The organism is uncultured Nostoc sp. (genome assembly GCF_964247315.1).
In the GTDB taxonomy this organism is placed as follows: Bacteria; Cyanobacteriota; Cyanobacteriia; order Cyanobacteriales; family Nostocaceae; genus Nostoc.
In genome coordinates this window covers 1-13068 of the sequence record NZ_CAXTTT010000052.1, presented here as the reverse complement: position 1 = coordinate 13068, position 13068 = coordinate 1, and the positions used below count along the sequence as shown (strand labels likewise).

The 13068-nt window shown below is 41.2% G+C and carries 9 protein-coding genes; 7 read left to right on the top strand and 2 right to left on the bottom strand.

The genetic code is table 11. From position 1 onward, the window contains the following. Positions 1-16 precede the first annotated feature (16 nt). Both ACFE93_RS16830 and ACFE93_RS16825 read right to left on the bottom strand, forming a co-directional pair. Complete coding sequence (locus ACFE93_RS16830) at positions 17-901, bottom strand: fructosamine kinase family protein (RefSeq protein WP_375474415.1); 885 nt, start codon at positions 899-901, stop codon at positions 17-19. Between the two features lie 114 nt (positions 902-1015). Further along, a complete protein-coding gene (locus ACFE93_RS16825; protein ID WP_375474353.1) occupies positions 1016-2326 on the bottom strand; it encodes a M16 family metallopeptidase in 1311 nt (436 codons plus the stop codon). A 313-nt stretch (positions 2327-2639) separates the two neighbouring features. Here ACFE93_RS16825 and ACFE93_RS16820 point away from each other — a divergent pair, with 313 nt between their 5' ends. From ACFE93_RS16820 to ACFE93_RS16790, 7 genes are all read left to right on the top strand, one after another. After that, complete coding sequence (locus ACFE93_RS16820; RefSeq protein ID WP_158680270.1) at positions 2640-2789, top strand: hypothetical protein; 150 nt, start codon at positions 2640-2642, stop codon at positions 2787-2789. Between the two features lie 283 nt (positions 2790-3072). Continuing rightward, the gene (locus ACFE93_RS16815; protein ID WP_375474352.1) at positions 3073-4080 is read left to right on the top strand and encodes a zinc-dependent alcohol dehydrogenase family protein; all 1008 of its coding nucleotides are present in this window, start codon (positions 3073-3075) and stop codon (positions 4078-4080) included. 9 nt (positions 4081-4089) lie between these two features. Continuing rightward, the gene (locus ACFE93_RS16810) at positions 4090-6327 is read left to right on the top strand and encodes a pentapeptide repeat-containing protein (protein WP_375474351.1); all 2238 of its coding nucleotides are present in this window, start codon (positions 4090-4092) and stop codon (positions 6325-6327) included. A gap of 662 nt (positions 6328-6989) precedes the next feature. Then, a complete protein-coding gene (locus ACFE93_RS16805) occupies positions 6990-7685 on the top strand; it encodes a hypothetical protein (protein WP_375474350.1) in 696 nt (231 codons plus the stop codon). Between the two features lie 357 nt (positions 7686-8042). Next, the gene (locus ACFE93_RS16800) at positions 8043-9455 is read left to right on the top strand and encodes a hypothetical protein (protein ID WP_375474349.1); all 1413 of its coding nucleotides are present in this window, start codon (positions 8043-8045) and stop codon (positions 9453-9455) included. A 758-nt stretch (positions 9456-10213) separates the two neighbouring features. Next, on the top strand, positions 10214-11557 hold the full coding sequence (locus ACFE93_RS16795; RefSeq protein WP_375474348.1) for a P-loop NTPase fold protein: 1344 nt from the start codon (positions 10214-10216) through the stop codon (positions 11555-11557). After that, a partial coding sequence (locus ACFE93_RS16790; RefSeq protein ID WP_375474347.1) for a tetratricopeptide repeat protein occupies positions 11517-13068 on the top strand: 1552 nt, incomplete at its 3' end. The genes ACFE93_RS16795 and ACFE93_RS16790, both read left to right, overlap by 41 nt.

The window sequence follows — 13068 nt, the reverse complement described above, 5'->3', positions numbered from 1 at the left end:
TTCTGCAATCCTCTACTTAGCGCAAAATTTGGTCAATCATCCGATTCGCTTGGGAACTATAACCGCCGCCAAATAAATTGAAGTGATTTAAAATGTGATACAGGTTATAAAGCGTTTTTCTGCGTTCATAACCTGCATCTAACGGAAATACTTCGTTGTAACCTTTATAAAATACTGCTGGGAACCCACCAAACAATTCTGTCATGGCGATATCAACTTCTCGATCTGCAAAATAGGTTGCTGGGTCGAATATCACTGGTTCTCCCGACGCAATACACCCAGCATTTCCGCCCCATAAATCGCCATGTACCAAGGAAGGTTGCACTTGACGATTTGCCAACAATTCAGGAATCGCCGCTAATAACTTATCTTCTTTAGGGAAATTACCTCCCCGCCGCCTTGCTAATTGAAATTGATAACCCAGGCGATGTTTAACATAAAATTCCACCCAGTCTGCTGTCCAAGTATTGATTTGGGGTGTGGAACCAATGGTATTGTTAATTTTCCAACCAAAACCTTGACTGCTGCTAGCTTTATGCATCGCTGCCAATTTGCGCCCCATTTCTTCCCATCGCGGAGCGTCTCGTAGAGAGGATTTAGTATTACTGCTACCAAGTTCTAACCATTCCAGGACGATGTAGCTAGAATTATCAGCAGTACCCCAGCAAATTGGTTTGGGAACGCGAATACTCGCTGTTGCTAGCATTTGCTCTAAACCCAACGCCTCAGCTTCAAACATCGCAACTTGGGATGCTTGGTTTAGCTTGAGGAAGTAGGTTATCTCACCATTGGAAACAGCATAACCTTGGTTGATACACCCGCCACTAACCGATCGCCGTTGCTGACTTTGAAATTTTTCGCCAGTCACCTGGCTAATATGGGTGTCAATTTGAGTCCACATCATGCAATTTTGGATTTTAGATTTTTGATTAGTAACTGGGCATTGGGTATTGGTTATTAATTATTTTCCTCTTACCCATGCCCCATGCCCAATCCCCCATTCCCCATACTTAATTTACGGTTTGACGAAAACTACACCATAAGCATCTGGAGATAGATACTCTTTGGCTGCTTGCATCAAGTCTGTTGGATCTTGGCTCTGAATAATCGCTGGGTAGTTAAAGGCGGGTTCCAAATCTCCCACCAAAGATTGATAATAACCATACAACCCAGAGCGATCGCTTGGTGTTTCGTTACCAAATATAAATCTGTTGGCTACTCGTCGCTGCACGCGAGCTATTTCTGATTCTGTTACCAACTCTGTTTGTATTTTGCCAATGTGTTGAGCGATCGCATTCTCTACAACAGCTAAATTTTCTACTGCACATTTAGCTGAAATATAAAATATTCCTTGTAGCTCGTTGCTCATGTTGCTCACAGAAATTGAAGAAACTAATCCCCGTTCTTCTCGTAAATCCCTCACTAATCTTGATGTCCGTCCGTGTCCCAAAATTCCGGCTAAAACATCCAATCCATAGGTGCGATCTAACTGAATCATTCCTGGAACCCGCCAAACCATTACTAGCCTTGCTTGTTGCAGACTTTCGTCGATAAATTCTCGACGGACAATTTCTGTAAATGGTGACTCAGGACTGAGTGGAAAGTGGGCAGTAGCGAGTGGGGAAGGTGGGATACCCTCTGGGGATAAGGGGGAATGGAGAGTTTTATTAGCTTTTGTAAATCCTTCCGCAACAGTTGCAATTAATTCTTCCACGGGCAAATTGCCCACAGCCACGGCAGTAATTGAGTGGGGTTGATACCAATTAGCATGAAATTCTCGCATCTGCTGAGGTTTAAGTTCGGCAATCACCGATTCTGGCCCCAATACTGCACGGCGATAGGGTAGATAATCAAAGGCTGTCTCCATCGCCCGCCGAAATGTCCGTCGTTGGGGATTATCCTCTGAACGCCTAATTTCTTCCAAAACTACCAATCGCTCGCGTTCAAAGGCATGATCGGGAATACTCGCATTTGATACTACATCTATTTGTAGTGGCGCAAGCTCGGCAAAATCTTTGGGGGCAGTAGTTATATAGTAATGAGTATAGTCCTGGCTAGTAGCAGCATTGGTGACAGCACCCCGCTCTTCAATTCGACGTTCAAATTCGCCGCTAGCTAGTCGTTCTGTTCCCTTAAAAATCATGTGTTCTAAAAAGTGAGCCATGCCGTTAATGGCATCAGGTTCGACAGCAGAGCCAACTTTAATCCATAAATTGAGGTTTACGGCTTCAACTGGCATTTGCTCGGCAATGATTGTCAAACCATTGGGCAACTTGTGCAGCGTCGGAGCATTGAGACGGGGAAATTTCCGCAGGGTTGAGGTCATTGCTACTTGTGTGTGAGGAGCATGTTACTCTTTTATCTTATCTACGACTATAAAATAAGCACTGCGATCGCTTCTCCTGTCAGAGACGCTTTAAAATCTACCGTTCTACTTGTTACATCTGTGAGCGTGAAGATGTATCGGTTTGAGTTTATCCGCAACCTTAACCTTTGTCACAATTCTGGGTAGACTCGCTCCCTTGATTCCATGCCTGATTTGCTAGATTCTTTAGTGCCATAGCCAAGTACAGAGTACGATCGTACTCACCCTGTTGTAGGCGCAAGGGAGAAAATCTCGATTTGCAGGATCATTGAGTTTGGTGTTCATAGAGTTGCGATCGCAACATCGACAAATTATGAGTGCGAACTTTGACGATACTATCCTCAAGTACTTTTGTAACCTAGAAGATCCCAGAATTGAGCGTACTAAACAACATCAATTGGTAGATATCGTTGCGTTAGCGTAGCTCACCGTTCGCGGAGCGTCTCCGACAGGAGAAGGTATTGCAATATTAGCAGTTATCAGTGGAGGAAATAGCCGAGTAGCAATTGAGACTTATACTCTAGCCCAGCTAAAATGGCTGAAAACGTTTCTGGTATTACCCCTAAATGCGTGAAAACACCTATAAATTATCAACACATTTATGAGGTCTTTAGACATTGCAGTTTTAGCTCAGAAACATCTCTGTATCTACCCTCTTGCGCTAAAGTTGCATAAGAATGTGCATCTAAAGCCAGGAGGAAAGAGTTGTGAAAGCAGTTTTGATGACAGCAGCTGGTAGTCCCGAAGTTCTGCAAGTACAAGATGTGCCAAACCCTGCTGTTCCTGTAGGGAATACTGAACTTTTAGTGCGTTTGGTGGCAGCTGGCATTAACCCCATTGACACTAAACTTCGTAGTCGAGGCAGTTTCTACCCCGATCGCACGCCGACAATTTTAGGATGTGATGGTGCAGGTATCGTGGAAGCTGTGGGTGCTAATGTTCAGCGTTTTCGCGCAGGCGATGAAGTATATTTTTGCTATGGTGGCTTGGGCGCACATCAAGGAAATTACGCTGAATACACCGTTGTAGATGAGCGATTTGTAGCACGTAAACCCGCCTCTATTTCCTTTGCCGAAGCAGCAGCAGCGCCTTTGGTGTTAATCACCGCCTGGGAAGCTTTATATGAACGGGGACGATTAGAACCTGGGGAACGGGTTTTGATTCATGCGGGTGCTGGTGGTGTCGGTCATGTAGCAATTCAATTGGCGAAACTTAAAGGTGCTACTGTTTCCACCACAGTGAGTTCTGAGGAAAAAGCTAATTTCGTCAAAGAACTTGGTGCCGATAGGGTAATTTTTTACAAACAAACAGACTTTGTACAAGCGGTATTAGATTGGACTGGCGGCGAAGGCGTAGACTTAGCTTTTGATACCGTAGGCGGCGAAAACTTTCACAAAACCTTCCCCGCAGTGCGAGTCTATGGTGATATTGTTACCATTCTCGAACCAGATGCCAATACTGTTTGGAAAACTGCTAGAACTCGCAACCTCCGCATTGGTTTAGAATTCATGTTGGCACCAGCATTGCTAGAATTACAAGACAGTCTCCACCATCATGCAGAAATTCTTGAACAATCTGCCACCTGGATCGATGAAGGCAAATTAAAAATCCATGTGAGTCATAAATTTCCCTTAAAACAAGCAGCCAAAGCCCACCAACTAATTGAAAACGGGTCTGTGGCAGGTAAAATTGTTCTGCTGATTAGTGACGAATAATTGAACAATTTGCATAATTTATCTTTTAAACGCAGAGGCACGCAGAGGTTAAACGCAAAGGTACACAGAGGAGTTTCTCTGCGTACCTCCGCGCTTCCCTTTGCGTACCTTTGCGTTTTACTTCTCCTCCTCCTCCCCCTACCAGCTTGGGCAGCACAAACACAACTAGAACGCACACCTCTAACTCTAGAATTATTGCAAGAACGACTACGCACACCCACACTCCGCGAAGGAAATTTAACCGTAGATTTGCAGAAAATGGCGATTGATTTACGCCCAGAAAACGCCAGCTTTCGTAATGCTTTTTACCAACTACTGCGAAAAGAACTCGCTACAAAATCTCTAGGTTTAGACCTCAGCAATGCTTTGATTCTGGGGGATTTTGTCGGCAGCGATTTGGGTTTAAGAACACCATTGTATGCAAAAGCGATTGCACCCATTTTCACCGCTACCGAACAAGAAAAACTAGAACGTTTGCGCTTCGTTTGTCTAGAGTCATTCGCCATCGCTTTACCCAACTCCAAAGATTGTCGATCGCTTCTGGGAACAGAATCAACTCCATACAGTGAAATCGCCGTCTTTCGTGGTGTCTTAACACTGGTGCAAACTCGCTTCAACGGCGAAGTGAAGTTCTCCAATACATTTTTTCTTCAGTCTGTAGATGCCCAAGGTGCAACTTTTCTCCAACCCACAAACTGGACTGAAACCAGATTTGCTCGTCCCATTAGTTTCGCCAGTGCTAACTTCCAGCAACCAAGCAATTTTCAGGGCAGTATTTTTTTTGAAAAAGCTAATTTTAAAAAAATCAAATTTCGGGAACTCGCTGATTTTCAAGGCAGTTTCTTTGAGAAGACTGCCAACTTCAACCAAGCAATTTTTAAACAGCTGGCTAAATTCATTAGCGTGCAATGGCAAGGGAATGCTGATTTTTCTGAAGTGTATTTTGCCAATCAAGCCCAGTTTACTAAAGGGAATTTTAATCAGCTTCTCCTTTTAATAGAAGCGACTTTTGAACAAGCTGTAAGCTTCCGAGAAGCGGAGTTTAACCAGTTAGTAAATTTGCAAGCTGCGAACATTCTTAACCAAGCAGATTTTAGTGATGCCAGGTTTTCTAAAGAAGCTTGTTTAAGCGTATCTAGTTTAACTTTTAACTCCAACCAAGCAAAAATTTTAGGTAATCCCGGTCAGATTGGTCAGATGTTCTGCATCAAAACATTGCAAGGTAATCAAAACGTCTTGCGGAACTTGGGGCAGAATTTTCGTCAGCAACAGCAAGTTGCTGATGCTAATCAACTAGAATACACAAAACAACGACTGCGATTAATAGAGTTTAGCCATCGTTTGACGGCTACAAATATTAATAGTGCTTCTGTTGTAAGTTTAATTAACCTGGGTTTTTCTGCAACTCAAGCTGAAGCGATCGCCCAGCGTCGTCTGCTAAAATCCTTTCGCAACAGTAGTGAGTTACTCACCATAGCAGACATCGATTTAGAAAAATATACCCAACTGAGCGATCGCTTAATTGTTGGCGAAACCCTTTCTCTCGGTGGATGGTTACTGCAAGCTTGGAGTTGGTTGGCGTTGAGTATATTGCTGTTGTTGAGTGGCTATGGGACAAATTTTTGGTTAGTCTTTGGCGTGGGAGGATTAGCGATCGCTTATTTCGGCTTACTGTTTTGGTTAGTGGATCGCTATCGTCGGCTGCATCCCGTACCGATTATTCCCACATCTTACGAAACCATTTCGATATTAGTCAGTTTTAGCGTTTTAGAATTCTTCAGTTTACTAGCGATTTTTCGCAATGCTGAACAACCTTGGCTGACATTGGGGTGTCTGTTAATAATTATTGTCCCCGTGCCAATGGCTTTATTAATCCGACTTTACCAACAAGGTCGTTATCATGACTTAATGGACATTTCTTACTTCACAGAAGACGGCACATTTCGCCAGTTACGATTATTGATTGGACGTTTGCCAGTCATACCAAGGAATGAGACATTTCGGGAACGATATATGCCCTTGCTGTGCGATCGGCGTTGGAACTGGCTCAACTACTATGATTTTAGCCTCAACAACCTAGTTAAATTAGGATTTAACGATATTCGCCTGCGAGACGAACACTTACCAGGTATCATCTCTACACTTGCTTGGTATCAATGGAGTTTGGGTTCAATTTACATCACCCTAGTTTTGTGGACACTTTCGCGTACAATTCCGGGATTGAATTTGCTGATTTATCTGAAGTAATCCCTGTACCTGAACCTTTTTTCGCTGCACTTCGTAGTGGTGCTAATATGATGCAAGGTAACTAGGTCGGCGTAAATAATTATCGTTAGGATAAGGCAGGGAGTAGGAGCAGAGGGCAAGGATAAAAAGCGTTTAAACCTTATTTGCTTTTATTCACATAATTTGCTTTTATTGTGCCGACTTACTTATTGTAAGCTATAAGTAACCGTGCTATTTATTGTTATTGGTTTCGCGCTATAACGTTGGATAAAAGTGATATAGCCCCGGATAAACGCAGATAAATTAAATATCTAAAAATTTGGTAAATTTATCAAAAGATTATTCATTGCAATTTAATAATTAATTCAAATTAAATTTTTTATCAAAAAACGTCAGCTATTTTTTAAAATCATTGTCTGAAAATATCTAAAAATTTGATAAATATATCAAAATATTTTTCATTGTTCTTCAAAATCAAATCATATATATTGTAAAGTGTAAGTAGTATTGGTTAAAAATTGATTATCTCACTTAACAAAGAGAACCAAATAATCTAATAGCTACTAACTAGTTTTGCTAACAAAAAGATAACAATAAAATAGACAAAATAGACTTAGATTTTGTCTATTTTATGTTGCGATGCTAGCAAACTTTTCATCAAAATAATAGAAGGATTAATCCTAATGGCAGAAGATTTGAGTAATAGTGGTAGCAGTAACTCCTCTACTAGTGGGAACAATGCGCTTGGACAATCACCCTTCGGTCCCTTGGAAGAAGTTGTCGGTAAGGAAGGCGTCAAAAATCTATTCAGTGGTGTTGGTAATGGAGAAAGTGGCGGTAGCCCATTTGGTGGTGGTGGTGGTGCTGGTGGCAGTCAGCCTGATTTAGCCTATGGTGGTAATCCTTTCGCTGGCGACAACTTCTGGAATATCTTTGCAGGCGGTGTAAACCCATCCAAAGTTGGTGGTAGCCCATCCGCAGGTGGTGGTAGCGATCCTTTGACTGGTGCTGGTGGCAGTAGTAACCCATTCGCAGGCGGTGGTAAGCCACCCGCAGGTGGTAGTAACCAAGGTAGTGGTAGCGATCCTTTGACTGGTGCTGGTAGCCAGACCTATGGTATTAGCACAAGTGAAATACCGAACGGGTTCGATTTCAAGGTTAAAATTGACAAGATAGTTGACTCAAAGCTTGACAAGGAACTGGGTGATGGAAAAACCCCATCATTTGGTAGCGGACAAGGACAAACCTCTCCATTTGGTGGTGGACAAGGACAAACCTCCCCATTTGGTGGTGATGGACAAACCTCCCCATTTGGTGGTGGACAAGGACAAAGCTCCCCATTTGGCGGTGGTCAAACCTTACCATTTGGCGGTCAATAAATCCCGTTTGCTTAATAGAATTATTGCAAAAATCAGCAGATAAATAGAGGGAACAATAATGAGTTCTTCAGTACATAGTATGCTAGTACGGTTTGGCGCGAATAAACATATCATTCGATAAAGCTCAAGAGCGTGTCTTATCAGTGATCTGCCTTCTGCCTTATTGTACTAGTTTGCTATTTTACGCCCTATAACTCTTTAGAGGTAAAGATTTAAGCAATATTTTCTGTTAGTTTGACGGTAAGATTATTAAAGCCTTTATTTTAGAGAGATTTTGGATTTAGCAAATTCATAATTGGTATAAGAAGTATTGAAGACCCCATAATTTTTTAACTAAAAATAGGAGAATTAGTGCCAATGGAAGCATCTGCTGTCAATCCCATTAATGGTGGAGTTAATCCCTTAAGTGTAGGTGGTGCTAGCAACCTATATAGCGGTAATTCCTTTGCTGCCAATGACAGTTTGTCTGCTGTTAAGGGCAGCCTGTTGACGGGTGGTAGCAATCTGTTATTAGGTAACGGTAGCAATCAGATTCCAGGTGGCGGTATTAACCCGTTTGCGGGTGATGGTGGCAGTGGGCTTCAGAAATTAATCTTTGAACGATTAAAGTTAGTTCTGGGTGATAACTATTTCAAGGGTATTGATAACACATTAGCAGGAGGTAGTAACCCGTTTGCAGGCAGTGGTTATCCCATTCCAGGTGGGGCTACCAATCCGTTTGCAGGTAACAGCAATCCGATCGCAGGTGGCGCTACCAACCCCTTTGCAGGTAACAGCAATCCGATCGCAGGTGGGGCTACCAACCCATTTGCAGGTAACAGCAATCCGATCGCAGGTGGCGCTACCAACCCCTTTGCAGGTAATGGTAATGCGATCGCAGGTGCTGGAAGTCTGCTTCAACAATCGCCTTTCGATCCGTTGAAAGAAGTCCTTGGTAACAATATACCCTTTAGTAACACTGGCAATACATCTAATTCAGGTAGCCAAACCTTTAATCAGAGCAACGCACCGGTTGGGAATGGTAATAAGGACTCTGGTAGTAATAACGCGACTATTGGTAATTTTAACTCGGATAATGGCAGTAACAGTGCAACCATTGGTAATGGTAACTGGAACTTTAATAATGACAACGCAACTATCGGTAATGGCAACTGGCTATTTGGAAAGAGTAACACAACCCTTGGTAATGGCAACTGGGATTGGGACAACGGCAGTAATAATGCAACACTAGGTAATGGAAATTGGCACTTCGGCAGTGACAACGCAACCATTGGAAACGGTAATTGGGACTTCGGCACTGATAACACAATTATTGGTAATGGTAACTGGGTTTTTACCAATGGAAATGAAATTATTGGTAATGGCAATTGGTTAACAAAGACTGACAATACAACGATTGGAAACATCAATAATCTCAGCAGTTTAAAGTTATCCCCATTAGGGATCAAAACTGATGTTAATAATTTGATTGACTCTCTTATAGGTAAAATAGGTCAAAATTTTCTTGGGTTTACAGGAGATTTTGATGCATCAAGTAGCCAAACCTTTAACCGCCTCATCTCTTCTAAAAGTGTTGGTAATGACACTAATATATCTAAGGATATTGAGCAACTTTTGGCATCACTCAGCCCAATTCAAGGAAATTTCATCAATTATCAGCCTGTGCAAAACCCTCAGCCTGTCCCAGAATCTGCTTCTTCAGTGTCATTAATAGTAATGGGACTTATGTGTTTGCTGTTGTCACTCTTCAAAAAACAACAACACTGTTAACGTAAATTAAATCCTTCTAAGCTGATTGCGATCGCACTTTCTGTTTTAGGACTTACGCAAAAAGTGCTAAGAAGCTTAATTTATCGAACCGCCAAGAACGCCATCGCGTAGCGTCTCGTTAGAGAAGAACGCCAAGAATCGTAGAGTTTGCGTAAGTCCTATGTTTCTCTACTAAGTTGACTTACAGCAGTTATTAGCGAGAATTGATGCTGTCCGTGCCAAGCTATCCTCATGGAGAGGGTTTGCGATGTCTACAACGGGCTATGCCTATGCACTATAGAGCAACTGATAAGTTAATTACAACGATTGCTGCAATGATTTAAACCTTTCTTATACATGAAGGAGCAATTGTTGCAAAGCATGAAGCCTTTGCAGCAAGTGCTTATACATTTATTGGAAATACTTAAACCTTTCTTATACATGAAAGAGTAATTGTTGCAAAGTATGAAGTATTGGCAGCAATTGCTTATACCTTTCCTGGAAATACTTAAACGTTTCTTATACATGAAAGAGCAATTGTTGCAAACGCTTCAATTTTGGCAACTAGTTTTCAGGGTTAAGCGAGTTACGAGTGCTGATAGCAAAGAAAGGGGAGACAAAGCATAGCTTTGGCTGTTTGGAGTGCAATGACTGTAGGAATCATAACTAATTTCCTTTCCTTGCGCGCGGAGTTTTATGAGTGCTATAGCTGTATTTGCTAAATTTGATAGGCGATCGCTTAAAATTTAAAAGTTGGTAATTGTTATCTGCTCAAAAGAATGCCTCAGTCAAGTTTTCAGCGTGCAAATACTCTTAAAGCGGCTTTTTTGGCTTGTAATGTTGAGCCGCTTGAACCAGCAGAAATGGAACGGTATTATGTCGATCTGTCGCTGGTGCGGAAAACTTCGGCTATTGATAATGTCAGTACAATTTTGGATTTTCAAGAAGCAGGTGATTTTACAACAATTTTATTCACCGGACATCGCGGTTGTGGTAAAAGTACGGAGTTAAAAAAAATTCAGAGTCTTTGGGAAAACAATTATCGGGTTATTTATTTGGAAGCGAATGAAGAGACAGATATTAATGATACCCGGTATACAGATTTATATTTGATTGTAATTAAACAAGTTGAATTTGAATTACGAAAATTAGGTTTGACTTTTAATCAAAATTTATTAAAAAGTTTTGAATCATGGTTTAAAGACATTACTCAAGAAAACGAGCAAAGTGTCGAAAAATCAGTCAACGTCGAAGCAGAAGCAACTCTTAGCCCTACTGCGCCATTTCTCGCCAAGCTAATGGTCAAATTGCTGGCACAAATTAAAGGCTCGGACAAGCAAAAGACAACTATTCGGCAAACTCTAGAAAAAGATTTATCTCGCCTCAAATCTGATACTAATCTGTTATTAATCGACGCTTACACAAAATTGCGGCAAAAACTTCCTCAATGTAAAGGTTTATTAATTATCTTCGATAATTTGGATCGGGTTCCTCCTGTCGTAGCAGAACATTTGTTCTTTGATTATGCGGCTCAGATGCAAGAATTAAATTGTACAATCATTTATACAGTACCAATTTCAATTCTTTGCTCGCCGAAAAATCCCTTAAATCAATTTGATGGTGATCCTCATATTGTGCCGATGATTAATATCTATGAATTTGAACGGCATAAATCTGATTTAAATTATCATCAGACGGGCTTAGATGCAATGGCAAGTGTAATTGAAAAGCGGGTTGATATTGATGCAATTTTTGAGAGCCGTAATCAATTATTAGAACTAGCAAAAGCAAGTGGTGGCCATGTGCGTCAGTTAATGCAAATGATGCGCTCTGCATGTCAAACAGCGAGTACCAGAAAACATCCAAAAATTATATCTGAAGATATAGAGTATGCAGTTAAACAGCAACAATTTAGTTTTGAGCGGTTTATTCCTGAAGAACATTACGCTCATTTGGCTCAGGTTTGCTTAACTAAAAATGTCAGTAAAGATGAAATTGGACAATTAATGTTATTTAATACTTCCGTATTGGAATATAACGGTGATAAACGGTGGAATTATCCAAATCCGGTGGTGAAGCGAAATGAGTTCTTCCAACAAGCTCTCCAATCAGCACAACAGTGAACTTCAAGCCGAAATCGGTAAATTTATTGCCTATAATAAAGATGAATTTGCTGAATTAGTGACATTTGTCGATTTTGCAGAAAAATTTACATTAGGTTTTATTGAAATTAACTTTACACCCGATATAGACCTATTAATTGCTGGATTGCAACAGAATCCTCAATGTCAAGAAATCCAATTTTTGGTTTTAGATTTTCCTGATGAGAATTTGCGATTTCTGCGGGATAAATTGGTGGAGCAATTAGCCAAAATTACTAAAGAAACAAATAAAAAACTGGTTTTATTAATTCGGAATTTAGAAAAATCGATTGGTGTTTTTGGAGATTATCCACCAGTTTTACAGGATTTAAACTTCGTCCGCGATTCCTATCGTCAAACCGTACCCCATCCACTTTTATTTATCTTGCCAGATTATGCGATTTCGCGGTTAGCAAAATTTGCACCTGATTTTTGGGCTTGGAAATCAGGTTTGTTTCGCTTTAAAACCACAGAATTGACTAAAGATAGGGCGATTGCCAATACTCTGAATACAGACATAAATATAGAACGCTTACCAACACCAGAACAACAAGAACGTATCGATTTATTACATAGTCTGTTGATGGAATATCACCCAACTGGAGAAATACCCAGGCCAGAACATCTCCGCAATTGCTGTAATATTTTAAATGAATTGGGCAAAGCATATTTAAGCCAACACAAACCAATCAAAGCTAGAGAATATTTAGAAAAAGCTGGAAAAATTGCCAAGCAATTTCCTGATTATTCCTTACAAATCGAAGTTATCAATCAGTTAGGTCAAAGCTATCAGCAGCAACGACAGTTTGAAAGTGCAAACAGCTATCATCAACAAGCTTTAGATATTGCCAAAGAGCAGAAAAATCGTCTTGCTGTCGTCAATTCCTTGTTTTATTTAGGTAATGTCTCTTTGGATATGCGACAGTTCCACCAGGCACGGGATTATTATCAACAAGCCCTGGAAATCGAAATCGAATTTGGCGATCACTATTCCAGTGCTAGCACTTACCACCAGTTGGGATACGTTGCCCAAGAGTTGCGGGAATACGACCAGGCACGGTATTATTATCAACAAGCCCTGGAAATCAAAATCGAATTTGGCGATCACTATTCCAGTGCTAGCACTTACCACCAGTTGGGATACGTTGCCCAAGAGTTGCGGGAATACGACCAGGCACGGGATTATTATCAACAAGCTCTGGAAATCAAAATCGAATTTGGCGATCGCTATTCGAGTGCTAGCACTTACCACAACTTGGGAATCATTGCCCAAAAGTTGCGGGAATACGACCAGGCACGGGATTATTATCAACAAGCCCTGGAAATCGAAATCGAATTTAGCGATCGCTATTCTAGTGCTAGCACTTACCACCAGTTGGGATACGTTGCCCAAGAGTTGCGGGAATACGACCAGGCACGGGATTATTATCAACAAGCTCTGGAAATCAAAATCGAATTTGGCGATCGCTATTCGAGTGCTAGCACTTACCACA

What these genes read in the sequence shown, in the direction of transcription:
- ACFE93_RS16830 (WP_375474415.1), bottom strand. Translation starts at nt 901, where the DNA reads ATGTGGACTCAAATTGACACCCATATTAGCCAGGTGACTGGCGAAAAA.
- ACFE93_RS16825 (WP_375474353.1), bottom strand. Translation starts at nt 2,326, where the DNA reads ATGACCTCAACCCTGCGGAAATTTCCCCGTCTCAATGCTCCGACGCTG.
- ACFE93_RS16805 (WP_375474350.1), top strand. Translation starts at nt 6,990, where the DNA reads ATGGCAGAAGATTTGAGTAATAGTGGTAGCAGTAACTCCTCTACTAGT.
- ACFE93_RS16800 (WP_375474349.1), top strand. Translation starts at nt 8,043, where the DNA reads ATGGAAGCATCTGCTGTCAATCCCATTAATGGTGGAGTTAATCCCTTA.
- ACFE93_RS16795 (WP_375474348.1), top strand. Translation starts at nt 10,214, where the DNA reads ATGCCTCAGTCAAGTTTTCAGCGTGCAAATACTCTTAAAGCGGCTTTT.